The sequence below is a fragment of the Pseudomonas helleri genome (assembly GCF_001043025.1).
In the GTDB taxonomy this organism is placed as follows: Bacteria; Pseudomonadota; Gammaproteobacteria; order Pseudomonadales; family Pseudomonadaceae; genus Aquipseudomonas; species Aquipseudomonas helleri.
This window is the reverse complement of the sequence record NZ_JYLD01000001.1, coordinates 426,544-452,930: the sequence shown is the minus strand read 5'-3', so window position 1 is coordinate 452,930 and position 26,387 is coordinate 426,544. Positions and strand designations below refer to the sequence as shown.

Here is a 26,387-nt window from a genome sequence, read left to right as displayed (position 1 = left end):
CATGAATTCTTAGTTGCTATAGCTTATGGCTGAAAGGTCAGGGAAGTTTGCAGCTTGAATTCAGTAAGGCGACCGCTCTTTAAAAATTTGGCTTATTTTTTAAATGGTCTCGGTATGTTTCTATATGTCGAGTAGCGCTGGGCACTCGAGATAGTATTTGCGTGATAAGTAGTTTATTGCGTTTTGGTGCTCGGGAACTTGATTTGGATCGTATGCGAGAATAAAAAAACAATCATTAGGCGAGAAAAGTTCATGTCTAGTTCTATGCTTTTAAAGCAAGTTGAAATTCGAGATTCTGTTATTAAGGGTCTTATTATCGTCAACTACCCTTCGACAGGGAATTCAGCTTTTTATATTCGTGAGGCAACGAAAAGCCGCCGGCGTATTAAGTTGGGAACTTCCAGCGACTTGACGATAAAGCAGGCTCGGATAAAAGCGGCAGAGGTACTAAGCGCCGAGTACCGTCCAAGTTCGTTAACATTGAGTCAAGTATTCGATGTGTATGCGAAGTCTGGAGAGTACAGTGGAAAACGCTCGATAGGCAGGGAATGCAAGCGCTTTGAGGCATTTGTTGAGCCTCTACTGGGCAGCAAAAGTATCAGAGCCATTGACGTCACGGACGTGCAAACGGTCTTGGCTGCCTTGGACTCATCATTGAGTGATGCGACCCGGAATCGATACCTCGCTATGTTACGGGCAATTTTCCGGTTCTCCGTCGCTCAGGGTTTTAGTGACCACGACCCCAGTCGTAGCATTAAGATGCGTAGGGAGGTGCCGGTCAAACTGTACGAAGTCACTCATGAGTTCATCGGGCGTCTGGGCAAGGCCGTGCGCTGGTTAAAAATGAGCGATCCAAGTACCGCGAGTCTCGTCGAGTTACTGCTGTACACGGGCATGCGAATAGGTGAGGCGCTGCCCTTGCAGTGGAACGATGTTGATTTTTCGACGCGGCAAATCACTCTCAGGTTGACCAAAAGCGGAAAAGCCAGGCATGTACCTATCAGTGATGATTGTCTGGCGCTACTGGCTCGGCGGCTAGAGATGACAGGCGGCTGCCTACAGGGTTGGCTGTTCCCTTCGTCGCGTGGCAATTTGCACATGACAAGGCCGGTTCGACCCTGGAAGAAAGCGTGCAAGACAGTCGGGCTTCCTACGTCCTTACGTTTTCATGACCTTCGTCATATATTTGCTTCGCTATGCGTGAAAGAGGGAATCCCGCTCTTCACCGTCCAAGGGTTGTTAGGCCATTCCTCCATCAGAATGAGTGAGCGCTATTGTGCACTCGCTTCCGAAGACTTACTAAAGGCCAGCTGTCGTCTGTCCATTACCCTTGGTTCTGGAATGAGGGCGGCGCAATGAAACGATTCCACTCAAACGATGCAGTATCAACTGAGGTTATGGATGCAGCTCTACTAGTGGGTGCGAAGGCCGTTGATGGGGACAGCGACTCCCTGTTGGGTGTCCACAGCTTGCAGTTTGATAATCAGACAGTGATCTTCTCAATAGCGAAAATTCACTCAGACTACAACAGTCTTCGCCCAGTTTTGTTAAAGAATTTCCTAGCTTTTCAGACAAGTACAGAGCTGTTCGTGCCGATGTCAAAACTTGATGTTCAAGACGGCAAGTTGTTAGCGTTCTTGAAGCGATCCTTGGCTGCAGTAAGGATAGATCTAGACGTGGGTGTTGCCTCTCAACCTGCGGCACATGGCCAGTGGTTGATTCCCGCAAGTGGGGAGCAGCCTAAATCGCATCCATTCGAGCTACTGCATGTGATTGAAACACGTGAAATTGGCTTGATTGAAGCGATGTATGGATTCAGTACTTTGGGAGGCTTTGAGTTTTCGCTGGAGAGGGTACGACGCCGGAAGAATGATAAGACTGAAGAAATTGCACCGGCTCTCTGGATCGATAAAGTCCTGCAAGACCCAAAAAGTAGTGAGTACTCGACACGCATTAATATTCTGAGTCGTACGAGACATAAGTACCAGGTAATATCTCATGTCATTGATAATGTTACTATGCAGGACACCAAGAAACTGACGGAGTGGATAGTTTCAAAGGTGCCCTGTGTAGTTAATGCTAAAAGCTTTGGGGAGCTGGTAAAAGAGCTGCTGAGACACGCGTTCAATACAATCGACCGTCAGGCTTGGATAAAGCATGAGGGGTGGTTTCGAGGTCATGATTTCAAAATTGAGGGCTGCGTTTGCGGCCAGGAATTGATACTCGCCCCAGGTGTCGACGCGGAGAAATTTTATATTGATATTGGAGCACCGAGGCTTGCTCAATCGGGCACGCTTAAGGACTGGAATATACAGGTGCTCGATCCGGTCAGTAAGAATAATATCCTGACTGGTGCGCTGCAAATTGGCTTAGCGTCAACAATGCTCGATGTGCTGCCCGGTGTTTCCTCTTGCACGTTCAACTTCTTTGGAGGGGCGGGCCGAGGCAAAACATTACTGCTATCTACGGTGGCTAGTCTATTCGGGAACACCACCGCGCCCGGTCATGGCAGTGCCGGTCGTAATGGGACATCTCTTATTGAGACCTTTGGCTCGACCGAATTCGCGCTTCAAGCCAAGGGCCAGGCAACCTCGATAGGCCCGATGCTGATTGATGAAATCGGCAGTAGCAATTACGGTACGCTAGATAACTTCATCTACAGAACCGGTAATGGCAACAGTCGTACTCGACTAAGCAGTAATGGTGATGTCCAAGAATCGCCGCCGAGGGTCTTATTCTCTATGACTACTGGCGAGGTTCCGATTACTTCAATGTTGAGTCGTAATGCGCAACAAGGTATTTTGGATCGTGGAGTAGACATCAATATCGGCGGCGGGACGGTAAGCTTTGAGGGTCAAGGCGCTGAAGAGTACGCATTCCTGCCTGAAGATGTAAAAAAAGCGCTCTCCGCGGGAATTCCTTGTCAGTACGGTACTGTGGCTCCAGCCTTCATCAAAGCTCTTTTGTCTGAGATGGACCGTCAAAACTGGAAAGCGGAACTTGATGAAGTAAGGCAATATCTTGTCGATGTTTGTCCAAACTATGTAAGTAATGTTGGGCCCGACCGAGTATTAACTAGGTTCGCGTTAGCGGTGTTGGCGGGCAGGATAGCACTTCGAAATAAGGTGTTCAGTTCGGAGCTTGTCGATGAGACTACTTTGCTAAACGGAATGTTGATTTGTATTGAGCTTTGGATCAGAACACGTTGGCATTACTTGGAAATATTATCTGCGGCGTTAATTCTTCAGAAAAAAATACCTGAAGGTGCACCGAGATTTGGTTTACCGCTGTACCGTCATCAAGAAGCCAGTGGAGGTATGCCTACGCTCATGATCTCCAAAGAATTTCTTGAGAAGATCTTTTCGGGGGCTAAGGAGGTGGAGATTATCGGCAAGCGATTTAAAGATGATGGATTGCTTGTGCGGGCCGACGCGGGTCGTAATACTGTTGGAAAAAGTCCCCATTACCACCTGCGGATGGAGTGGCTGAAAGATCATAGTATTGAATGGTCAGAGAGTCTGGAACGATTTGTCGAAACCGTATCGGATGAAGACTGAGGTATAGGAAGTACACAGGTATTGTAGACTGCTCTGGTGGTCGAGTTGGATTGTGCATATGTGCAAAAAAAACCCGTCGCGGCTTGGGTTTTTAAGCTGTAGAAATAGGCGCAGGACTATTATTTTACTCTGTTGTCACATTGCTTTAATTTCTTATTATTTAGTTGGTTTGCTAGTTTAAACGTAAGTCGCGGTATGGTGCAGTTTAATTAGTTGGAACAACAAGTGCACCAACCCGTGCTGATGCTATTCTCAGGTTGTCAGATGCTAAGTGTGCATATCGTTGGGTTGTGGTATTACTAGCATGCCCTAACAAATGCTGCACCTCATACAGTGTTGCACCGTTATTGATTGCTAACGAGGCAAAGGTATGGCGTAAATCATGAATTCTAAGATGAGTAAGGCCAGCCGCTTTGAGTGCTCGCTGTAAGCATTTTCGAGCGTTATTCAACGGCTTATCCAGTTTACTCCCAGGGAACAGGTAGTTTCTACCGCCCTGATTTGGAAGCTCGTTTAATACGGCAAGTGCCGTCTCGCTGAGCATCACGAAGCGCTGACGACCACTTTTGGTTATCGGCAAATGCCATAGCTGTCTATCATGATCAATGTGTTCCCATCTGGCCTGAAGGGCCTCTTCACGTCTAACGCCGGTCACCAGCATCAGCTTGATGGCTTTGGCGGCGATTGGGTTTTGGTCAATATCTAGTGCAGACCATAGTCGTTTAGCCTCTTCGATGCTTAGGAAGCGTTGAGACTGATTATTCTCTGTGTGCATACGAATTCCGGTTGCCGGATTACTATCTATGTAGCCCCAAAGGATTGCGAGGTTGAAACAACGCTTTAGAAGGGCTAAATGTCGATTTGCGGTGGCGGGAGCTCGTCGGCTGATTAATTCGTCATGGTAGCGTTGGATCTCCTGTCGGGTGATGGTGGCTAGAAGTCTTGCACCAAACTTCTCAAACAGGTGCGTCTTGAACTTTGAATCATCGCTGTTCGCACTGCGCTTACTGGCATAGGCATGCGGTAGATAGTGGTCATCAATGAAGCGTCGAAACGTCATGCCTAACTCTGTAACGGCTGCTTGCGGATCAATGCCATTCGACAGCTGGGCTCGATGCTTCAGGGCAAGCAATCTGGCTTCTGCAACATCCAACTCACCATAATTCCCCAGCTTCATGCTTCGCTGACGCCCAGCGTGCCGGTAACGCAGATAGAAGAACTTTCGCCCCTGCTTGTTGATCAGTAATTTCAAGCCGGAAACTTCGGTATCAGAATATTCACTTTCTCTTGCTTTGGCCTCTGTCGGTTGCGGTGGTAGTGAGTCGATAACACGCTTGGAAAAGCGGATTAGTTTGCTCATAAGGTACCTTTTGTGGCACGAGTTTGGACTATCCCTGAGTCAGCCCAGAAAGCTGAGCCAGGGACGTCATCAGTGGTCGGTAGGGTTGGGTGAATGGGGTGGTTAACTTGGCGCTGTTGATTGCGTCCGCCGCTCCGGTTCATTTCCGGTACTTACGGTGGTGCTGCCGGTCAATGCGAACTCCATTGCGCGAGTCGCGTGCTCATCTCTGATTGAAGATTGAGTCCTTTCGGAATCAGTACCTCTACCGAGAGCAGGTCAGACAGGAGGATGACGGCGGTATAGAAGTGACCGTGGTCCTCGACGATTTCAAATGAGGCTACCGGATCATAGGGACTGTGCAGGAGGCTTCTAACGCCAAGGAATAGCCCCTTGTCATAGGGATCATCGCCTTCGCCCCAAACGGCAAACCAGCCGAGTTCATCGGGTTGCCACTGTGTGCCGTAACCTTGTAGAACCCGGAACTGGTTCTCCACCCATTGGCGCATATCAGTGTCGAGGATCTGGGCAGCAGCTTCACTCTGACGAATTAGCAGCATGCTCTGTCTCCTGGGGTTTCTCTTGCTCTGTGTTTGGCTCCGACGATGAGTTGCTCGCCTGCGATGTCGATAGAATCGGTTTACCATCGAGCCGAACCCGCATGGGCTTACCTTTGAGTGCCAGCACAGTTTTTTTCCAGGTGCTAGCATCGCCAATCACGCGCAATTTGGATTCAAGCTTTCCATCTCTTCCCAGTAGCTTTTCAGCCAGTAGGGCGGCAGCAAGGAATGGCGCATTATTGCTGGAGCGTCCGACAAACACGGGGAGAAGTACTTTGCTGGGGAACGCTTCTGCCCGTTGACCTAGGCTTTCCAGTATTTCGAGGATGGCATCGGTGTTGACCCATTCGCGGCTGAAGTAGCCCTGGCTGCCGCTGTCGACCAACGCAATGAACACCTGTTTTCTGTCGGTTGAAAGGGCGAGTTGATAGGTGATCTTTCCTTCGGCACCGGAGCTCAGTTTTGATGCTTGGGCTTCTTTTACCGCGATGAGATCCATGAAGCTGGGTTCGACGGCTTTGGTTCTGCTCATATTATTTCCGAAGTGTGCTGGCGTGACGGACTAGTGTCCGCTAAGACAAGCTGATGCCGTGGTCACGTTGAATAACTTGATATGAATACCCTCCAATCGTTTAGAAGTAGGTATTAATGAGGCAAAAGCTATGAAGCCTATGCAACGTGGGCTTGAGTGTGAATTCGGTTTAAACGCTTACTTTTCGCGGCAAAAAGTGCAGAGCAGATCGTAGATACTGATGGCAACCTGAACGCGCGGGTCAGGAATGTTTCGGCCTGCGTCAACGGCGCTGGAAATCCAAGGATTTTTGCATGTGCACATAGATATCTCCTGAAACTCACCCGACAGAGTGTTGGGATCATAGAAATATATCTGCATGAAATTTGCGTAAATACGGTTTACTCAGGACTTGCCTAGTATTGCGTGACTGAATCAAACAGCTTTAATATGTCCCATCTTCGCTAAAATTAAGACGTGCTGAACGCCAGGTTAGATATTCAAATTCATGTTCACGAGTATCAGCTAATGTTTTAAATTGCGTGATTTCATACGAAATATCGGTATAGTCTATTTATAATTATTTTTTTGGTCGATTAAGGCTCGTAAAGCAAATCACATACGTGTTGCTTTACGAGTAGGAAAAAATAACTTGTAGTTTTTCGGGTATTGATTAGTAGATTTCGATATAGGGTGAGCTTGGCGTCGGCCAGTTTTTCATCAGTATCTCGTGTATTTTCTTGACCCAGGCGTTATCCAAAGAAGCCTTTTGTCCTGTGTATTTATCTCCAGCATCCCACGTATTTAGCCTGAAGCTAAGGCCATCTTTATGTTCCGCGCCAGTGATGTCTGAAATATACGCGATGCCATCGTCCGTTACCCGGAGTTGACGGTCAACAGAGTCGTCCTTCGATGCGATCAGTTGGCGCACGTCATCAAGCGTAAAGGTTCTATTATTCAAGTCTATTTTTATCATCGTCATACTTGCAGCGCCTTATAACGTTGTCGATTGATTTTCTATGCTGTTAGTGCTGTATTGAGGAGGAGGGTTCCCCCTATTGCTCAAGCATAGCTGCGATGCTTACGCCGAGTTAGTTCTGCTTAAATGCTATGCACCTGTTGACCTTTCCTAGCTTGCCGGACGTCGCGGTGCCACCGCTGGACTCAAACTTCTTTGTAAAGTATTAGCGACATGACGAACACTAGTTGATATCATTATGCCGGTACAAGCTTGGTACTTGTCAATCACGTCATTGGCCCACGTCAACCGGTATTCGATGCAATGGCGATAGTCGCCAAAACGCACACCAGCAGTGTTGCAACCATCAGCATTCGGTTAGACGCGCTCACTAGCGACTCTTGTCCTAGGTCCGCCCTCCGCGCTCACCCGTTTTGGTCGAAAAGATGTTTGGCAAGATCGGACTGATCGGGAACAAAAATGAATTCCGGATCTGGAAACGGATACAAACCGACAGGTAGCTCCCGATAGTCGGGTCGACGCTCAATCATCTTTGCGCAAACGTCTCTGAAGGGGAGCCCCCCCCTTCAGACCTGAAATATTCTGCTAACTCAATAAAAATAGAAAAGTGATCTTCGGTGAGGCTGGACAATTCATCGGCAGAAAATTTGTACTTATCGCCGTTATGCATGGACAGGAAGAATGATTGCAGATACCGCGCAGAAGCATTCCAACCGTTGATCAATAAATCAGCCTGTGTCTGAAAAGGCGATTCATACATGGCATTGAGGCCGGCATATTTGATGTAAATATTTGGCGAAGGCTGACACTAAAGTGCAAAACCATCATTAACTTTTAGCTGCGGGAGGCACCTCAATCGAAATTCTTCGACTGAGATGCCCATGAGCGCTTTCAGCAGATTTGGTTGAATGTTAGTCCTGATTGATATGCGACATCATGCCATTGACATCAACCGCACGTACGTACCGTGCCGGGTTGTCGTCATTGGCGACCTCCTCAAAGTGCCTTTCACCGCATTTTATTTTAGCGCCCTCGACATGCCGCAGATCGCCCCACCAAGTGCTACCTTTGGTTTCAACGACGAAGTACAGTTTTTCCCTACCTTCATCATCGACGACCACAGCCCAGTCGGGGTTATAGGTGCCAAGCGGTGTAGGAATTTTGAACCAGGACGGCAGTTTCGCGTACACCTTTACAGCTTCGTTCTTTTCAAGGTCTTCGGCGAAGGTCTTCTCTACGCCCGCCGAGTCATAGACAACATGCGTATAGACGGACTTCTGCGTTTCTAGGGTGTTTTTCAAGTAACCCTTCAGCTCTTCCTGTTGGAACAGCTCTTGCGCGTAGAAGTGCTCGTCGCCGATTTTGCTGTACTTAATACCATCGACTAGTGCCAATCGCTTAGTGCGATTTATGGCTTCTGACGCATAGTCAATGAACTGTTGCGGGTTGCGGGCAAAGTCCTGCAGGCGATGGCTTTGCGTAAGAATCTTGACGATACTGCTGCGGGTCAGCTGAGTCTTGTCCTGCAAATCCGTGATGATGTCGGGAAGCTCGATGTCATCCTCATGGATCGTCGTGAAACGGGAGACGTCAGTCTCTTCCGCCGTAACGCCGCCCTTACCTATCGCGATGTCAGCCTTCCGGAATTGCGCCCTGGTTTTGGTGATGGGCGGGCAGTCCAGAATAGCCTTTGCACAATCGGTAATGAGCTTATTGTTATTGAAATCAACCCTGTACGTGGTCTTGTACTTGATACGCTCCCAGAGCGCCTTGAACTCTTCGCTTTGGAGAACCGCTTCGCGGGTGCGGATGATCCGTCGATCATCCGCATTCTTGATATCAAGTTTTCCTGCGAGTTTCTTAAGAATGCCCTGGATATCTTCTTCAGCGACATCCGCCTTGCTACCAAGCTCAGCTTTGATATCGTCTGGCAGCTTAAAGCTGCCGTCTTTCAAGCTTGTGCGAAGCGAATCCTGAACCTTGCCTTTGGCGTCAACAAAGCCCTCAGCTTTTAGGAATTTCCAAATCTTTTCAGATTGGTCTACTCCGAGCGGTGCCGCCTCGCCCTTGTCGTCGATTATCAGTACTGTCGCGAACTGATGCGATTCAACGATACCAAAGCGAATGCCGGTATCTTCTTCAATTTCCTTCTGAAGGTTTTCGGCAAACTCTTCATAGCTCTCGGTAGCAATGACAGTCAACGTGTTGATGTCAGACCCGCGCAGGCGCTGCCCGTCCTGATTGACGCAGAGGCGCAAGCCCCGCCCGATTGTCTGGCGACGCTCCCGCTCCGAGCCCATATCGCGCAATGCACAAATCTGGAATACGTTCGGGTTGTCCCAACCTTCCTTGAGAGCAGAGTGGGAAAAGATGAATTTGAGCTTGGTGCTAAAGCTCAGCAGCTTTTCCTTCTCCTGCATAATCAGGTTATAGGCGCGCTCGGAGTTGTCGCGACCAGCTTGAGTATTTTCCGCTGTATCGACAAGTTTTTCCTTCTTGTCGATGGAGAAATAGCCGTTATGGACTTCAGCGGCGTTTGTCTCCAGGTCAATTTCATTGAAGAGACTTTGATAGTCGCTGGATTTTGCGAGTTTGGTATATTCCTCTTCAAACATCGAGGCATATTTGCCTTTGACCACGCTTCCATCTTCGTCGTACTGACGATAATGCTCAACGCTATCGATGAAGAACAGGCTTAAGACCTTGATAGGCTGCTTGTTGGCAGCAAAGGTCAGCTCTTTATCGAGATGCTCTTTGATCGTGCGGCGGATCATCAGGCGCTTAATCTCATCAGGGCTGACGCCGCCAATGGCGTCACCGGGGGTCAAGGTTCTGTCGATACCCGGCCCCTTGACTTGAATGGACTCGTTGTTCTTGCCGCAAGTGATCGTGCCAATCTGCATGTTTTCATAAATGGCACGATTAGCAATCTGCTCTAGATCATCACCATCTTCAACCGTCAGTGTTTCGCGGCTGATTTTTTTCCCACGCTGCACATCGATTTCTATTTTTGCAGTGATCGAACCTTTACGGTTATGGGTGGATTCGAGCTTTATATAAGGTTTGTTGTTTCCGCCCTCGATTTGGAGGGAGGCAACCTCGATCTGTTTGACCAAGCCCTGGTCATAGGCATCAACTGCGTCGAGACGATAAACCATGTGGTGCTTATCGACGTGCGTCGCTGAATAGCGCAGGGTGCAGAGCGGGCTCATGGCATCCAAAGCCTTCTTCCCCTGTCCTTGCAGGCCACCGTCCACGCTTTGTGGTTCGTCCACAATAATGATCGGGCTAGTAGCCTTGATCAGGTCGATAGGCTTCTCACCGCCTGTATTTTCATGCTCTTTATAGAGATTGTTGACGTCTTTTTTGTTGATAGCACCAACAGTCGTCACCATAATTTGGATATTGGAACTCGTGGCGAAACTACGCACTTGCCCAGGCTTGGAAGAGTCGTAAAGAAAATATTCGTAACCCTTGGCCTTGGGATACAAATTCTCAAAATGGTCGCGCGTAATTTCAAGCGTTTTCTTCGTACCTTCTTTAATGGCAACAGAAGGTACGACAATTACGAATTTTGTAAAGCCGTAATTTTTATTTAGTTCAAATATCGTGCGGAGATAGACGTAAGTTTTACCCGTGCCCGTTTCCATTTCAACCGTAAAGTCGCCGCTTGCGAGATTGCCAGCAGGACGCAGGCCATTGTCGAGCTGGATAGCATGCAAATTATCGAGTAATTCTTCATCAACCAGTTGCAGGCGGTTGCCAACGCCGAGTTCATTTTCCTCCAGACCAAGCGAAGCCTGCGGCCCAGATTCAGGGCGGTAGGTGACCGTGAATTCCGAGCGCGAGATTTCCTGCCCTTTAAATAGGCTGACGACAGACTCTATTGCCGCCATCTGATAGTCAAGATTGTCTTGAAAATGCAGCTTCATCAGTGACACTCCTTACAAGCTGCGAACATGGGTTATGCCGTTCTGTTCCAGAATGGCGGCCATGTTAGTCTTCGCTATGTCATCACTGAATGCACTATCACGGAAAAAGACATGCGTATCTGAAGACGGGCTCAGCTCGCCGTACCATGCGAGAATTCCCTGGGCAACATTCTCAACATCGGCCTGGGCGATAGATTCATCAAGGCACGCAAACAATACACCGTAACCAATGCTGTAGACTTCTTTGCCTGATACATTCCTGCTTTCAATTGGTACAGACAGATCGATGCCGCGCTTGATTAGTAGCTCATAAAGAACATCTTGTTCGGTACGCCCCTCAATCAAATGTTCCTGATGAGAAAGTAACGTTTGTTCGAGATCGGTACGATCCGGGTTCCATGCACGGATATTGGAATTTGAAAGTTTGAAAACTTTAAATCCTGCATTCAAGGGGGACTTATTAACCGAGCAGCGTTTTAGTCTCTCTTTTGTAACATCCGAAATTTTTGATAGGCCAAGCTTTCTAGCGGTAATGCCATGGGGCTTGCTCTCATCGATTTCTTCTGGCAACTGCACTAATATAAACCTAGACTGTTCGGTGTCAAAAACAGCTGCGCCGGTAGTTCCAGAGCCTGCGAAAAAATCAAGAACGATATCTTCTGCGTTAACGCCAGATACTTTCATCATTCGCTTTATCAGCTCTGTGGGCTTTACCGTATCAAAAGGAACCTCACCATCAAAGGTGGCTTTTAGCTCTTTGACGCCAGATCTGGTGGTTCCAGAGTCTTTTGCAAACCAAATTGTTTCTGGTGTACGCCCATCAAGGTCAGCAAGGTAGATTTTTCTAATAATTCTTGTTTCGTCTTCACTGAAGAATATCTCTCCTGTAGCGATTTTGCCACTAAGAGTCTCCTTGCTCCATCGCCATCCGTTATCAGGAGGATTGATTATCTTTCCTGATGGAGTTGTAATTGGATACTTCAGATTTTTCCTATACAGAGCGTTTCTTACGTCACCTGTTCGCCAATCACCCTTTGGATCATTGTCTTGGTTTGAGTAGGCTTTATTGTCCTCGTCCGTTCTCTCAAGGGACATTAGCTCAAAGTCCTCCGACTTTCTATACATCAAAATATGATTATGGTGCACAGAAAATATTCCGGAGTAGCCTTTTGGCTGAACACTATGCTGCCATATTATGTTGGTGATGAAATTTTCTTCGCCGAATACTTCATCGCACAACATTCTCAATCTCGGTGCTTCACTATCATCAATGGATATAAATATTGCACCATTGTTTTGCAGCAACGACTTTGATAGTTTTAGCCTTGGATACATCATGTTGAGCCAGTTGGTGTGAAACCGACCAGAGCTCTCGGTGTTGCTGGACACTTTCACTCCATCGCTGTCTTTCTGCCCTGTATATTGTAAATACGTATCCAGGTTATCCTGGAAGTTATCTGGATATATAAATTCATTTCCAGTATTATATGGCGGATCAATAAATATCATCTTGACCTTGCCCGCATAGCTCTTTTGCAGGAGTTTCAACACCTCAAGATTATCGCCTTCGATAATTAGGTTTTTAGTTGTATCCCAATTGACACTTTCCTCCGGACAAGGCAATAACGTGCCAGTCGATGGCGTTAGTGCAATCTGGCGAGCCTTCTTCTTTCCGTGCCAACTCAGACCGTATTTCTCTTCACCTTCGTCAATAGCCCCGGCATCACCAAGAAGTTGTCGCAGCGTGTCGAAATTTACCCCACCTTCTTCGAAGGCTTCAGGGAATATACTTTTAAGCTGTTGAATATTTTCGTTGACGATGTTCGCGCTTTCACCGTCCTGTAGCGTAACTAAATCCATAGCGGTCTTATTCATTAAATGGTCTCTCTAATTTTTTCAATTACGTCATTAATCTGTTTGATCTTGGTATTCAACTCAACCTGCCGCCCAACCTGCCGCTCTTTTTTCAGCTTATTGGCGATCTCTGTCTTTTGCATGTTGAGCTTTTCAAGCTCACGGAGCCGCTCAAGACGGCTCTCACTGGGTTTATTTTCTATATTGTCGGCCATGGCTCGCTCATAGCGTCCGCTATGGACAGCGCAATTAATAGCTATGACACGCTCGCTTAGGCTTTTATAGAAACTAAGGAAATTGACAAAGGAAAAGCTGTTGATAGTGCAATCTTCCAGGAAAGCTGCCTGCGCCGCTGTTTGTGTGGCCAGGTCTATCCAATCCGTGTAAAGGGGGTCTTCGACGACCCATTTTTCCTTGTCCGCCTGGTTGATGCGCTTGTCGGACACGCTTAGACAAACCTGGTTTTCCTGGGTAAACAGCAGGATCAGTGGATATGGAATCGACCGCTGTATAAAGGTCGCGATGCGCTTTAGCCGTTTAGCCGAAGTGAGTTCTACCTGGAGAACCGCGATTTCAGAGAAGTCGCGCTCGCTGTCAACATAGGCAGCGACGTTGATCGTGGCGGGCTTCAGGGTGTACAGCCAACGTATCTTGTCAACATCGTCCTTCAGGGCCGTTTTATCGGCAATATCCAGCACTCCGTTTTCAAGAAAGAGTTTCTTGAAAACGGGTTTGTTCAATTCACAGGATTTGGGAATTGAAAGATGATCAATGAAGGCTTCCAGTGTAACCGGCGTCATAGCGTTTCCTTGCCTTACGGAGCGTCCGTGATGATGAGGTAGGTTACAACGGCGAAATCCTCAATGCCCTGGCTGCTTGTCGCGGTCAGCACTGTGCCTCCTCTGGCGAAGAGGCTTTGCACACCTTTCTCCTCGCTCTTGCCTGCAATGCTATCCACCGCGACAGCCAGCAATTGCTGGTACTGCGCCATGTCGGAACCATTCCTTGTACGGTCGTTTATCTGCCCGGCAGCCTCACTATCGACGGAAGTTGCCGAGAGGCCGTGTTTCTTCAGCAGGTCGAGCACCTTCTTACTTTGCGTGAAATTGAGCTCGACGACGGCTTCGTCGGAGACATAGACCAGGAAGTACGGGGCAAGCGGATAGTTATCATCCACCTGGACGGCCCTATGACCATCCCTGATGCTCTTCAAGCAGAAGATGACGCCGGGCTTGAGGCCATCGGCTTTGAGGTCTGCATCAATGGTGACGGCGGCGTAAAGGCCGTGCGGAGCCAGTGCCAGCTTGTGCAAGCCTTTTTTCATGTAGCCTGAAAGATCCATGCGGAAGTCGTTCAGGGTTAAGTCCGTGATGGAGACGCCGCCCGCCATGTCTTCCAAATCGACCACGGCATCTTTGAGCTGCTGAAGCTGCGTGCGGCGATACTCTAGGTCGTTCATTTCCTGAGCGTTGGCGTCGATGACGTTTTCCTCGCCCGTGGCCGAGACGTCCAGAAGCATCATGCGGCCAGCCACCCTGGCTTCGAGGTTGATGTACTCGTCCAGCTCCATGTTCGGCCAGAAGTTAATGAGCTGGATTTTCGTGTTTTTCGAGCCCAAACGGTCAACGCGGCCAAACCGCTGGATGATCCTGACCGGGTTCCAGTGAATGTCGTAGTTGACGAGCGTGTCGCAATCTTGAAGGTTCTGGCCCTCGCTGATGCAGTCGGTAGCAATCAGCAGATCGATCTCAGCCTTGGCGTCGGGATCGATCTTTCCGCGTTCTTTCGACACAGGGGAGAAAGCCGTCAGGAGATTGTTCAGATCCGAGCCCGCCCCGGCCAGAGTCGTTTTGTTGGTTCCACCGCCAGTAATAAGTGCGCTATGAATTCCCAGCTCGTCCCGCGCCCAATCGACAAGATGGGCATAGAGATACTTCGCGGTATCGGCGAAGGCGGTGAACACGATGACCTTCTTGTTTCCGGGGTTTAGCGGTTCCCGGACTTTTTTGGAAATGACCTCTTTTAGCTTTTCCAGTTTGGCATCGCGGTGTTCGTCCACTGATTGCGCGGACTCGACGATAGAGGTCAGGAAGACTCGATCAGCCTCAAGCTCCTGCCTGAACCGGATGAGATCCATATCCTGGAGCAAGACGCGTGTTTTGTTGCCGATCATGAAGGGTTCAAGCTCGGGAGAGTCCATTTCAAAATCCTGAATATCCTCGATATTCAGAGCTTCGATGTCGCCGCTTTCGTGGGCGTCAATCTTCTGTAACAACACTTCGACCTGCGACAGAAGCTTTTGCGAAGTGAGCGTGAAGGAGTTGATCGAGCTTTCCATGCGCTTGAGCAGGTTCACCCGCATCAGGTGGATCAGGCTCTCCTCCCGATCAACCTGCTTGAAAACGCTTCTACCGTCGCCGACAGCGTTGTCATAGCGACGGGCATACTCATCCTTCTTGTCAGTCCGGACGAATTTCATAGGCGAGTAGCCCGCCAGTGAGAGCCTGCGGATCGTCTTGTTCACGTCCTTCAGCGGCGGAAATTCGTGCGTGGAATCGAGATCGGCATAGATGTTCTGTGGTGGCAGTCGCACAGGGAACTCGCCGATATCTGCCGTGCCGTAATATTTCTGGATGTGCTTACGGGAGCGCGCAATGGTGACGATATCCAGCAGCTTGAAATAGTCGAAGCTCATCGTATCCAGCAAGGAAGCCACACTGCGGCTTTCAGGCGGTTGCTTGACCCACTGGTTGAACTGCTTCTGCGCCAGGCGTAGCGTGCTTTCCACATTCTTGATGCCGACATCGCTGAAGGCGTCGTCACGTCCCTCAGTAATGAAGGCGACCTGATTTTTCAGGTCGTTCATGCGGTTGTTCACTGGCGTGGCGGAGAGCATCAGCACCCTGGTTTTCACGCCTGACTGGATGATGTCCTCCATAAGGCGGGTATAGCGGTTTTTGGTGCCTTTGGTGGGGTTGTTGTTGCGAAAGTTGTGCGACTCATCGATGACGATGAGGTCGTAGTTTCCCCAGTTTAGGGTTTCGAGATTGATCTCGCCGGAGCTGCCTTTCGTGCGTGACAGGTCGGTATGGTTCAGGACGTCATAATTGAAGCGGTCTTGCGCAAGCAGGTTGCGCTTGTCGTTGACGGTGTAGATCGTCCAGTTATCCCGGAGCTTCTTAGGGCATAGCACCAGCACGCGATCATTGCGCAGCTCGTAGTATTTGATAACGGCCAACGCTTCAAAGGTCTTACCCAAGCCGACGCTGTCGGCGATGATGCAGCCGTTGTGCTTCTCCAGCTTGTCGATAGCACCCAGCACACCGTCCTTCTGGAACTTGTAAAGCTTGTTCCAGACAAGGGTGTCCTTGAACCCGGTCTTTGTCTTAATGATGCTGTCTTCGTCGATATCATCGAGGAAGTCTTTAAAAATATTGTAGAGCGTCAGGAAATAAATGAAGTCGCCCGGCTGATCGGCGGCGATGAACTCCAGCTTCTCAAGGAGTTCGTCCTTGATGTCGCGGCCTTTAGGGGAATCTGCCCAGACAGAGTTAAACCAGGACAGCAGCTGCTTTGTCGTTTCTGGCTCGTTGATGCCGGTATTCATCAGCGGGGTATCGGACTGTACCTCTCCCAGCCCGGCGGGGGTGAAAGCAGAGCTGCCGTGAACGGCAAAACTGCCCTGGCTACCGTCTTCGACAAGGAACATATTTTGGGCAGCGTTGGCTGACCGAACCTGGGCTTTGCTGGCGAGCCATTTGGCGCATTCCCTGGCGATGCGCTTTTGATCGAGCTGGTTCACGAGGCGCAGGTCGGCATCCGACCCGATGAGTGCTTGGAGAGATGAGCCTTCCCAGCCGGACAGCAGGAGCCTTGCACCGTCAATGAGGGAGAGCTCCTTCCTGAGCGCCGAGAAGCCATAGATGGTGAACAGACCTGAAAGCACGGAAAGTTTCGATCCTGCGGCGAGGTGATCGCGCAACGTGTTCCCTACATGGCCGTTATTTCTGTTGTCCAGTAACAAAGCTTGTTCACCCCAACTCAAGTGCGATTTTTGGTCGTTTGCTGGTCGATCCAGTCTTCTATAACGGCTTTTCGGAACCGCCAACTACCCCCTACCTTGAAGCCGGGGATCTTCCCGTCAGCGGCAAGACGGTATGCTGTCTTCTCCGCAAGCTTCAGGTACTCAGCAACTTCCTTCAGGGTCATTATGTCTTCAGGCATTTCACCGGCCCCTATTTTGAGCTTGAGAGAATAGGGGGAAATTGAGGAACCAACAATCGTGATCATGTCCTTTTCGAGCGCCTGCACTGTCTCTTGGAATGCGAAGTACATGGCCTATCTCCCTCGCGGGCCAAAGGTAGTGCAAACGTCAGGCTATCGCGTCGATCACTAGGAATATAGGTTTCACTGCTGCCGCGCATACCGCGTGACTTGTAAGCGTCTGGAGTGCGAGGTGGTAGAAAGTGCCCAGAGGCCCTGTGGCGTGCCAGGGGGAGCGAAAGGGCTGCGCTGGGGCGGACTGTGTTGCCGACGTCTCAGCTAGTCTGAGTGAGGTTCTCAGCCTGACGATTTAAATCACATTAAAGCTATTCAGTTTTGGGCCTGGTACCGAAAGTCTGGGGCGATTCAGATTTCGCATAGCGGCACGTAAAAAAGGCGCTTTCAGCGGTTAGTATACGGGCAGTCTGGAAGAACCGACTTTTTCAACAGAATTGGCCAAAAGCTTCCAGTCAGAGTTACCTATGAAACCGGGGCGATTCACTTTGTTGTTCCGCGCTAATCACCTTTTCGAAAGACCTTCCCTTTAACCTTTTTCATCTTCTTGTGTTGAGCTGTGCGCTTTGACTCGCGCACGATATAAGCTTCCTGAGTTGAGCGTTTAAATCGCCCTAGCATTCTAAATGAATCTGACTGTCCGCAATGGGTCGACTTGCGTCCGTCATCGGGGTCGCCAGTTGATCCGAAACGGCCGGTAAAGAGCGGCAAACAGCAGTTATCGGGTCCTTATTAAAGCTGGGACGATTCAGCCTGCCGTTTCCTCACGATCAGCGCTCGTCGCTGCTCCGCGAACTGAAAAACTCAGCCGCAGGCAGCTGAACGGAAAATCAGTGTGACAGAGCGTTGCAAGGAGGTAGGTAGCCGTTCGGTAGCCTGCTATTCGATCTTGGGGTACGCCGCTGCTTCCGTGCTGCGCATACCGCGTGACTAGTTAGTGTTCGCAGTGCGAGGTAGCAGAGAGTGCTCAGAGGCTCTGTAGTGTGCCTGGGGGAACAAAAGGGCTGTGCTGGGGCGGACTGTATTGCCAGTGTCTCAGCGTGTCTGAGGGAGTCTCTCAGACTGACAATTTAAATGAGATTAAAACTATTCGGTTTTGGGTCCGGTACCGAAAGTCCGTTGGATGGCTTTCAATCACACTGCCGAAGCGTTTTGGTCCAGAAATGGTCCAGACGCCATTAAATCGCAGGCAATAAAAAACCCCAAGGACACATTGTTCCTTGGGGTTTCTCGGTATTTTGGTGCCCAGAGACGGAATCGAACCGCCGACACGGGGATTTTCAATCCCCTGCTCTACCGACTGAGCTATCTGGGCAACGGGGCGCATTAGAAGCTTTTTCCGAGGATCCGTCAAACACTTTTTTCAAAAAATTTTAATTATTACCGTCGCTTACGGACCAAACCCTTTAAAACCGGGGTTTACTCGCTCGGCGGAACGTAGCCTTCTGCTTTGGCATATTCTTCACCGCTGAAGAACTTATCCATCTCGCCCTGCAAATATTTTCGATCTTCGGCGTTCATCATGTTCAAACGCTTCTCGTTGATCAGCAAGGTTTGGTGTTTTTGCCAGTCAGCCCAGGCTTTTGCCGAGACGTGGTCGAAAATGTCCTGACCTTTGGCGCCCGGGAATGGGGCGCGCTCGAGGGCGGGCAGTTCTTCTTTGTATTTGCGGCACATGAGGGTGCGGGTCATGAGGTCTCTCCTGCGTGGATTAGGTCGGCTGCGCGTTTGAGCAGCTTCTTCACCGGGGCAGCAAGGCCCAGGCGCGGCGGGGTGGCGAGGTTATACCAGAGCCAGTCGGCCTCGGCCACGTGATGGCCAGCTTCCTGGACCTGGATCAACCAGGGCTCAATGGCCAGTTGGAAGTGGCTAAAGGTGTGGGTCAGGCCGGGCAGTTCGTGATGTTCGCCCAGGGCCAGCGCGTGTTGCTGGGCCAGCGACTCGATGTCATTGAAGTCGTCCAGCTCGGGCAGGCTCCACAGGCCGCCCCACAAACCGGTCGACGGGCGGCGGTAAAGCAGAATCTCGCCGTCGGCGTTGGCCAGCATCGGCATCAGCGTGCGCTTTTGCGGGATGGTTTTGCGCGGCTTGGGGATCGGGTAGCGTGTTTCGAGGCCGAGCATGTGCGCTTCGCAGTGGGTTTCCAGCGGGCACAGCAGGCAACTGGGCTTGCTGCGGGTGCAGAGCGTGGCGCCCATGTCCATCATCGCCTGGGTGTAGGCGTTGACCCGGTCATAGGGCGTGAAGCGTTCTGCGGTGGCCCACAGCTGTTTGGCGACCTTGGGTTCGCCCGGGTAGCCTTCTTGCGCGGTAAAGCGGGCCAGCACCCGTTTGACGTTGCCGTCGAGGATCGGCGCGCGCAGGCCCATGCTCAGGCTGGCAATTGCTCCGGCGGTAGACAGGCCAATGCCGGGCAGTTCGACCAGTTTTTCAACGTCACGCGGGAATTCGCCGCCGTATTGCTCGACGACGATCTTCGCGGTCTTTTGCAAATTGCGGGCGCGGGTGTAGTAACCCAGGCCGGTCCACAGGTGCAGCACTTCGTCTTCGGGGGCTGCGGCCAAGGCTTCGACCGTTGGCAATGACGCCATAAAGCGGTCGAAGTAGTTGAGCACGGTGCTGACTTGAGTCTGCTGCAACATGATTTCCGAGACCCACACCCGATAAGGGGTGATGCCCTGTTGCCAGGGCAAGTCGTGGCGGCCGTGGCGGTCATACCAATCGAGCACGGCACTTGCGAACTGCTCATCCCTCATCGTTTAAACAGCCCTTTGAGCGCGTCTTTGAGTTCGGGGCTGACTTTGTCTCCGAGTTTTTCTTCAAGTTTCTCGCTCAGTTTGTTGCCGGCGGCTTTAACGGCGACTTTGCCCAAGCCTTCTTTGTCCAGGCGGCAGGCCTTGGCGCCCAGTTCAAGCGGTCCACGGCAGCGCAAGGGCAGCTCGATGCCGACGAAGTTTTTGCCCACCTGGCACGCCGGGTCGGGCATGGGGCGGGTGTCGCCTTCGATGGTGATGCCAATGCGGTAGTCCATGCCCAATACGCGCAGGTCGATGTCGCCATCGCCTTTGACGCTCAGGCCGGGAATGCGCACCACCAAGTCCTGGTTGCTGGCTACGCCGTTACGGAATACCAGGCTGCCCTTGAGTTCGTTGAAGGGCGTGTCTTTGCCCAGCGGGGCGCCGCTCAGGGTTTTGCGGTTGAGCGTGGAGATGGCTTTGCACAGTTGCTGTTCAATGTTGGCATTGAGCAGCGCGCCGTTGTTGAGGGCGAAGCTGGCGGTGCCGTTGAGGCTCTGGATCAGCGCGCTCTGGCTGTTGCCGCTGCCGGTCACGTTGCTGTTGAGGGTCAACAAGCCGGTGACGGGCGATGTTTGCCCCTGGCTCTGGAGGATCTTCTCAACCGGCACACTGGTGATGCGGGTTTGCAGTTTGACCACCGGCAACACCGGCTGCACATTCAGGCTGCCGTTGGCGGCAAACGTGCCTTTGTAGAGGCTGCCGCTGAGGTTTTCGAGGGTCAGCACACCGTCTTTGCTGTTGGCTTTGAGCGCAGCATTCTGGATGGGCAGTTTGCTCAGGGTCAGTTGGCCAAAGCTGATGTCGGCGTTCAGGTCCAGGGTTTTCAGGCGCTCGACGGGGATGATCTTGGTGGTGCTCCAGCCGCTCTTGGTCGGTGCATCCGGCAGCGGGCTGTCACCCGAGGCGGTCAGTGCGCTGGCTTCGCTGCCTTGCACTTCGGCCTGACGCGCAGCCTTGGCGCCATTGGATTCGGCTGATTTAGGCGGCAGGTAGCGATCAGCGTCGAACGTGTCGCCTTTAAGCTGAATACGCAGGGCTTGCTTGGCGAAGTCTTCGACGGCAATGCGGCCATTGAAGGTGCTGTCATCGAGGTTCAGCTTGAGGTCATCAAAGCTCACGCTAGTCGGCGTAGCGGAGAGCTGGGTGACCAGCTCGAACTTGCTCAGGCTGCCCGGCGCCATAGTGGGCAGGGGCTGGCCGATGCTGTCGAGGAACTTGGCCAGGTCGAGCTGGGCAATCGACAGACCGCCGCTGATTTGCGGGGTTTTGTCGAGGCTGTTGGCCTTGAGTTCACCGAGGGCGCGCAGCTGGTTGGCAGAAATCTTCAAGCTGCTCCATTCGGCGACGTTCGCTGCCATATCAACCAAAAGCTGGCCTGAAGCCGAGAAGTTCATGGTTTTGCCTTGCAGCGGCTCGCCCGAGGCTTCGCCCACGATCTTCATGTCTTCAAGCTGATAGCGCTTTAGCACGCGGTCAAAGCGCAGCTTGCCATCGAGCTCGGTCTTGACCCGCATCACTGGCTGGTTGGTGCCCAAAAAGGCGGTCAGTTTGACCGGGATGCTGGTGGCCTCATGAACCGGGCCGGTGCTCAGCTGGATGCTCTCGGCGCTGAACTGCTTGCCGGTCAGCTCGTCGCTGTATTCAACGCGGGCGTTGTTCACGGTCAGGCTGTCGATGTCGAGCTTGATCGGCTGGCTGGCGGTGTCTGCGGCAGCAGGCTTGGTGCTGTCGGTGGCGGCTGTTTCAGTGCCGGGCGCAGCGGGTGCAGGCTTGCCAATGTCTTCCCAGTTGCCGCGACCGTCTTTGTCGCGGGTCAGGTGCAGGTTCAGGCCTTCGACCCGAACGTCGCTCATTTGCACTTCTTTGCGCAGCAGTGGCAGCACCCGCACTGACAGGCCGAGCATTTGCAAGTCGGCAAAAGGCTGGTCGGGGGCTGTCAGGGTCGCCACGCTGGCGTCGTGCAGTTCCAGGCCAAGCCACGGGAAGAGGCTCCAACCGATGTCGCCATTGAGGGTCAGCTCAATGTGGGCTTTGTCACGGGCTATCTGGCGGATCTCGTCTTTGTAATCGTTGGGATCGAACAGGTGGCTGAGGGCAAAGCCCAGCGCCACGATGATCAGCAACAACCCGAGAAGCACCAGACCCAGGATTTTGCCGAACGCTTTCATGGGCGAGTCCTTGTAAGTCTGTTGGGAGGTGAGTTTCAAATTTAGCCGCTGAGTATAGCGCCACGCGATGACGGACTGGGGCGCGGATAGTGTCAGAACAGTTTGCCGATGAAAGACCGCATCAGCGCAGGCTTTGGCCTACGCTCAAATGGTAATCTCCGTCCGTTTTCCAGGGCTTCCAGGGCGTAGTGTCTCGCCTTGATCTGAATCCTACAAAATGGCTGTGCGCTATAAGGCGCCAAAGTCGGGGGTTGAGCGTACCTGGGGAACATTCCATCCATGGGGGAGATAACAATGACAACCAGTACTGTCGCGGGCAGCCCTGCCTCGCAGCCTGCGTTTTTGTCCAAAGAACGCATCATCGCAAAACCCGGCTTCAACCGCTGGCTGGTACCGCCCGCCGCGTTGGCCATTCACTTGTGCATCGGCATGGCTTACGGTTTTTCCGTGTTTTGGCTGCCATTGTCCAAAGCGGTCGGCATCACCCAAGCGGTTGCTTGCGCACCGGACATGAGTTTTATCGCGCAGGTGTTCTCATCGCAATGCGACTGGCCGATCTCGATGCTCGGCTGGATTTACACCTTGTTCTTCATTTTTCTGGGCTGCTCGGCAGCGGTGTGGGGCGGCTGGCTGGAACATGCCGGGCCACGCAAGGCGGGTGTGGTATCGGCGCTGTGCTGGTGCGGCGGCCTGCTCATTTCGGCGCTGGGCATTTATACCCACCAGATCTGGCTGATGTGGCTGGGTTCGGGGGTAATCGGCGGTATCGGTCTGGGCCTGGGTTACATCTCGCCCGTGTCGACGCTGATCAAGTGGTTCCCGGACAAACGCGGCATGGCCACCGGCATGGCGATCATGGGCTTCGGCGGCGGGGCCATGGTAGGCGCGCCGTTGGCGACAGCGCTGATGGGGCATTTTGCCGGTCCGGATGGCGTGGGCGTGTGGCAGAGCTTTGTGGCGATGGCGGCGATTTACTTCGTGTTCATGATCGGTGGTGCCTTGTCGTACCGCGTGCCGCCGACCGGCTGGAAGCCCGCAGGCTGGACGCCTTCGCCTAACAAGGTGGCCAACTCGATGATCACCAAGCGCCATGTGCACGTGAGTGTGGCCTGGAAAACACCGCAGTTTGCTTTGGTGTGGCTGGTGTTGTGCCTGAACGTGTCGGCCGGTATCGGCATTCTGGGCATGGCCTCGCCGTTGTTGCAGGAGGTGTTCGCCGGCAAGTTGCTGGGCAACGACCTGTCGTTCAGCCAGCTGGACGCTGCGCAACTGGGCCAGATCGCAGCCATCGCGGCCGGGTTCACCGGCTTGTTGAGCTTGTTCAACATTGGCGGGCGATTCTTTTGGGCGTCGTTCTCGGACTACCTGGGGCGTAAAAACACCTACTTTGTGTTCTTCGCGCTGGGCTTTGCGCTGTACGCGATGGTTCCCAACCTGGGGCATCTGGGCAACGTGTCGCTGTTTGTGGCGGCGTTCTGCATCATCTTGTCCATGTACGGCGGTGGTTTTGCCACGGTGCCGGCTTACTTGGCGGACTTGTTCGGCACGCAAATGGTCGGGGCCATTCACGGTCGCTTGCTGACCGCCTGGGCGGCGGCGGGTGTGTTGGGGCCGGTATTGGTCAACTACCTGCGCGAGTACCAGTTGAGCATCGGTGTGCCACGCGCGGCGGCCTATGACATCACCTTGTACATCTTGGCAGGCCTGCTGGTGCTGGGCTTTATCTGCAACCTGCTGGTGCGCCCGGTGGCTGACAAGTACTTCATGACCGACGCGCAACTGGCGGCTGAACAAGCGCTGGGGCATGACAAAGGCGCCGATACGACGACCTCGCTGGAATGGAAAGCCGCGCCGGGCAGCCGTCCCTTGACCATTGCCGCGTGGTTGGCGGTGGGCATTCCCCTGTTGTGGGGCGTGTGGGTCACGGTGCAGAAAACAGCGGTGCTGTTTCACTAAAATCCGTGGTTAATCTGTAGGAGCGAGCTTGCCTCGCGATCTTTAAAGATCAAAAGATCGCGAGGCAAGCTCGCTCCTACAGTGTTTTGCGTACGCTCATCCCCTTCCATGTTTCTGTTTGCCTGACCCGTGCCTATAATGGCCACCTTTTTCGCCCAATGATTTTGCGGAGCTGGTGATGGCCGAACGTAAGGCGTCAGTCGAGCGCGATACTCTGGAAACCCAGATCAAAGCCTCGATCAACTTGGATGGTACCGGTAAGGCCCGATTCGATATCGGTGTGCCTTTTCTTGAGCACATGCTCGACCAGATCGCCCGGCATGGGCTGATCGACCTGGACATCGAGTGCAAAGGCGACCTGCATATCGACGATCACCATACCGTCGAGGACGTTGGCATTACCCTGGGTAAAGCCTTCAACCAAGCGGTCGGCGACAAAAAAGGCATGACCCGCTACGGTCACGCTTATGTCCCGCTGGATGAAGCGCTGTCGCGCGTGGTCATCGACTTTTCGGGCCGTCCTGGCCTGCAAATGCATGTTCCGTACACCCGTGCCACCGTCGGCGGTTTCGACGTTGACCTGTTTCAAGAGTTCTTCCAGGGCTTTGTGAACCACGCCAACGTGACACTGCACATCGACAACCTGCGCGGCACCAACACCCACCACCAGATCGAAACCGTGTTCAAGGCTTTTGGCCGCGCACTGCGCATGGCGATCACGCTCGATGAGCGTATGGCCGGGCAAATGCCCTCGACCAAGGGCGTACTCTGATGCAGACAGTGGCGGTTATCGATTACGGCATGGGTAACTTGCACTCGGTGGCCAAGGCGCTGGAGCACGTGGGCGCCGGCCGGGTGTTGATCACCAGCGATGCCAACGTGATTCGCGAAGCCGACCGCGTGGTGTTTCCGGGGGTGGGCGCGATTCGCGACTGCATGGCTGAGATCCGCCGTTTGGGTTTCGACTCGCTGGTGCGTGAAGTCAGTCAGGACCGTCCTTTTCTGGGTATTTGCGTGGGCATGCAAGCCCTGCTCGACAGCAGCGAAGAGAACGGCGGCGTGGACTGCATCGGCCTGTTCCCGGGCCAGGTGAAGTTCTTCGGCAAAGACCTGCATGAAGAGGGCGAGCACCTCAAGGTGCCGCACATGGGCTGGAACGAAGTGCAGCAGAAGGTCGATCACCCGCTGTGGCATAACATTCCAGACCTGGCGCGCTTCTACTTTGTGCACAGCTACTACATCGCGGCGGGCAACCCTCGCCAGGTGGTGGGTGGCGGGCATTACGGCGTCGACTTCGCGGCTGCACTGGCCGAAGGCTCGCGTTTCGCGGTGCAGTTCCACCCCGAGAAGAGCCACACCCACGGCTTGCAGTTGCTGCAAAACTTTGCGGCCTGGGACGGTCGCTGGTAATGGCGCCGCGCAAGCCGAAGCTGCCGATTCTCACGCTCACCCCAGAGCAAGAGAGCGAAGCCACCAGCAAAATTAAACGCTTTATGGAAGACCGCTTCGAACTGGACCTGGGTTCGTTTGAAGCGGCCGAAATCCTTGAGCTGTTCACTCGCGAAATCGCGCCGCATTACTACAATCGCGCGATTTTCGATGTGCAGACGCACCTCAAAGAGAGGTTCGAGAGCATCGAAAGCGACCTGTGGGCACTTGAAAAGAATTGATTTTCGAGTCACTGACTCCCGAATTTGAAGGTTTGCCAGATGCTGATTATCCCCGCTATCGATCTTAAAGACGGTGCCTGTGTACGTCTGCGCCAAGGCCGTATGGAAGATTCCACGGTGTTCTCCGATGACCCGGTGAGCATGGCCGCCAAATGGGTAGAGGGCGGTTGCCGTCGTCTGCATCTGGTTGACCTGAACGGCGCCTTTGAAGGCCAGCCGGTCAACGGTGAGGTGGTGACTGCCATCGCCAAGCGTTACCCGCACCTGCCGATCCAGATTGGCGGCGGCATTCGCTCGCTGGAAACCATCGAGCACTACGTCAAGGCGGGCGTGAGCTATGTGATCCTGGGCACCAAAGCGGTCAAGAACCCGGAGTTCGTGGCTGAAGCCTGCCGTGCCTTCCCCGGCAAAATCATTGTCGGCATGGATGCACAAGATGGCTTCGTGGCCACTGATGGCTGGGCTGAAGTCAGCACCGTGCAGGTCATCGACCTGGCCAAGCGCTTTGAAGCCGACGGCGTGTCGGCCATCGTTTATACCGACATCGCCAAAGACGGCATGATGCAGGGCTGCAACGTGGAATTCACCGCAGCCTTGGCCGCAGCCACGAGCATCCCGGTGATCGCGTCGGGCGGTATCCACAACCTGGGCGATATCAAAGCCCTGCTGGACGCCAAGGCGCCGGGCATCGTGGGCGCCATCACTGGCCGCGCCATCTATGAAGGCACCCTGGATGTCGCCGAAGCGCAAGCCTTCTGCGACAGCTACAAGGGCTGAGGAGAACC

20 protein-coding genes and 1 tRNA gene are annotated in these 26,387 nt (G+C 52.6%); 7 read left to right on the top strand and 14 right to left on the bottom strand.

Annotated features, from left to right (window positions below; translation table 11 throughout):
• The first annotated feature begins 252 nt into the window (after positions 1–252).
• Positions 253–1,359: a tyrosine-type recombinase/integrase gene (locus tag TU84_RS01935; RefSeq protein WP_157403780.1), complete on the top strand. Its 1,107-nt coding sequence runs from the start codon at positions 253–255 to the stop codon at positions 1,357–1,359.
• The gene (locus TU84_RS01930) at positions 1,356–3,557 is read left to right on the top strand and encodes a DUF927 domain-containing protein (RefSeq protein ID WP_048366804.1); all 2,202 of its coding nucleotides are present in this window, start codon (positions 1,356–1,358) and stop codon (positions 3,555–3,557) included. The genes TU84_RS01935 and TU84_RS01930 overlap by 4 nt, the downstream gene beginning before the upstream one ends.
• A 205-nt stretch (positions 3,558–3,762) precedes the next feature.
• Here the strand turns inward: TU84_RS01930 and TU84_RS01925 are convergent, their stop codons facing one another.
• The 14 genes from TU84_RS01925 to TU84_RS01865 all read right to left on the bottom strand — a co-directional run bounded on the left by TU84_RS01925 (position 3,763) and on the right by TU84_RS01865 (position 21,976).
• A complete protein-coding gene (locus TU84_RS01925; protein ID WP_048366803.1) occupies positions 3,763–4,917 on the bottom strand; it encodes a tyrosine-type recombinase/integrase in 1,155 nt (384 codons plus the stop codon).
• Between the two features lie 170 nt (positions 4,918–5,087).
• Positions 5,088–5,456 (bottom strand): hypothetical protein, encoded by a 369-nt coding sequence (locus TU84_RS01920; RefSeq protein ID WP_048366802.1) that lies wholly within the window; start codon positions 5,454–5,456, stop codon positions 5,088–5,090.
• Positions 5,434–5,988 carry a hypothetical protein gene (locus tag TU84_RS25190; protein WP_053225177.1) on the bottom strand — a complete coding sequence of 185 codons (555 nt, stop codon included), beginning with the start codon at positions 5,986–5,988 and terminating at the stop codon, positions 5,434–5,436. Before TU84_RS25190 ends, TU84_RS01920 begins: the two co-directional genes overlap by 23 nt.
• Before the next feature lie 652 nt (positions 5,989–6,640).
• Entirely contained in the window at positions 6,641–6,940 is a 300-nt protein-coding gene (locus tag TU84_RS01910) for a hypothetical protein (protein ID WP_048366971.1), read from the bottom strand.
• Between the two features lie 532 nt (positions 6,941–7,472).
• Positions 7,473–7,706 carry a hypothetical protein gene (locus tag TU84_RS25980; RefSeq protein WP_157403779.1) on the bottom strand — a complete coding sequence of 78 codons (234 nt, stop codon included), beginning with the start codon at positions 7,704–7,706 and terminating at the stop codon, positions 7,473–7,475.
• Between the two features lie 151 nt (positions 7,707–7,857).
• Positions 7,858–10,878 carry a type III restriction-modification system endonuclease gene (locus TU84_RS01905; RefSeq protein ID WP_048366801.1) on the bottom strand — a complete coding sequence of 1,007 codons (3,021 nt, stop codon included), beginning with the start codon at positions 10,876–10,878 and terminating at the stop codon, positions 7,858–7,860.
• Between the two features lie 12 nt (positions 10,879–10,890).
• Complete coding sequence (locus TU84_RS01900; RefSeq protein ID WP_206541188.1) at positions 10,891–12,753, bottom strand: site-specific DNA-methyltransferase; 1,863 nt, start codon at positions 12,751–12,753, stop codon at positions 10,891–10,893.
• Positions 12,753–13,532, bottom strand: a complete 780-nt coding sequence (locus TU84_RS01895) for a DUF4391 domain-containing protein (protein ID WP_048366800.1) — start codon at positions 13,530–13,532, stop codon at positions 12,753–12,755. The genes TU84_RS01900 and TU84_RS01895 overlap by 1 nt, the downstream gene beginning before the upstream one ends.
• A gap of 14 nt (positions 13,533–13,546) precedes the next feature.
• Complete coding sequence (locus TU84_RS01890) at positions 13,547–16,777, bottom strand: helicase-related protein (protein ID WP_241486369.1); 3,231 nt, start codon at positions 16,775–16,777, stop codon at positions 13,547–13,549.
• Positions 16,774–17,067 (bottom strand): helix-turn-helix domain-containing protein, encoded by a 294-nt coding sequence (locus tag TU84_RS26645; RefSeq protein ID WP_338152542.1) that lies wholly within the window; start codon positions 17,065–17,067, stop codon positions 16,774–16,776. The genes TU84_RS01890 and TU84_RS26645 overlap by 4 nt, the downstream gene beginning before the upstream one ends.
• A gap of 1,182 nt (positions 17,068–18,249) precedes the next feature.
• Positions 18,250–18,325, bottom strand: a tRNA-Phe gene (locus tag TU84_RS01880).
• 104 nt (positions 18,326–18,429) lie between these two features.
• Positions 18,430–18,702 carry an oxidative damage protection protein gene (locus tag TU84_RS01875; RefSeq protein WP_048366799.1) on the bottom strand — a complete coding sequence of 91 codons (273 nt, stop codon included), beginning with the start codon at positions 18,700–18,702 and terminating at the stop codon, positions 18,430–18,432.
• Entirely contained in the window at positions 18,699–19,766 is a 1,068-nt protein-coding gene (gene mutY / locus TU84_RS01870) for an A/G-specific adenine glycosylase (protein ID WP_048366798.1), read from the bottom strand. The genes TU84_RS01875 and mutY overlap by 4 nt, the downstream gene beginning before the upstream one ends.
• Positions 19,763–21,976, bottom strand: coding sequence for an AsmA family protein (locus TU84_RS01865; RefSeq protein ID WP_048366797.1), 2,214 nt, complete (start codon positions 21,974–21,976; stop codon positions 19,763–19,765). Before TU84_RS01865 ends, mutY begins: the two co-directional genes overlap by 4 nt.
• Positions 21,977–22,270: 294 nt before the next feature.
• On the opposite strand from TU84_RS01865, the gene TU84_RS01860 reads away from it, so the two are divergent.
• The 5 genes from TU84_RS01860 to hisA all read left to right on the top strand — a co-directional run bounded on the left by TU84_RS01860 (position 22,271) and on the right by hisA (position 26,379).
• The gene (locus TU84_RS01860) at positions 22,271–23,932 is read left to right on the top strand and encodes an OFA family MFS transporter (protein ID WP_048366796.1); all 1,662 of its coding nucleotides are present in this window, start codon (positions 22,271–22,273) and stop codon (positions 23,930–23,932) included.
• A gap of 178 nt (positions 23,933–24,110) precedes the next feature.
• Positions 24,111–24,704: an imidazoleglycerol-phosphate dehydratase HisB gene (gene hisB, locus TU84_RS01855; RefSeq protein WP_048366795.1), complete on the top strand. Its 594-nt coding sequence runs from the start codon at positions 24,111–24,113 to the stop codon at positions 24,702–24,704.
• Positions 24,704–25,342, top strand: coding sequence for an imidazole glycerol phosphate synthase subunit HisH (gene hisH / locus TU84_RS01850; RefSeq protein ID WP_048366794.1), 639 nt, complete (start codon positions 24,704–24,706; stop codon positions 25,340–25,342). The genes hisB and hisH overlap by 1 nt, the downstream gene beginning before the upstream one ends.
• The gene (locus tag TU84_RS01845) at positions 25,342–25,602 is read left to right on the top strand and encodes a DUF2164 domain-containing protein (RefSeq protein ID WP_048366793.1); all 261 of its coding nucleotides are present in this window, start codon (positions 25,342–25,344) and stop codon (positions 25,600–25,602) included. The genes hisH and TU84_RS01845 overlap by 1 nt, the downstream gene beginning before the upstream one ends.
• A 39-nt stretch (positions 25,603–25,641) precedes the next feature.
• Positions 25,642–26,379, top strand: coding sequence for a 1-(5-phosphoribosyl)-5-[(5-phosphoribosylamino)methylideneamino]imidazole-4-carboxamide isomerase (hisA, locus tag TU84_RS01840; protein WP_048366792.1), 738 nt, complete (start codon positions 25,642–25,644; stop codon positions 26,377–26,379).
• Positions 26,380–26,387 lie beyond the last annotated feature (8 nt).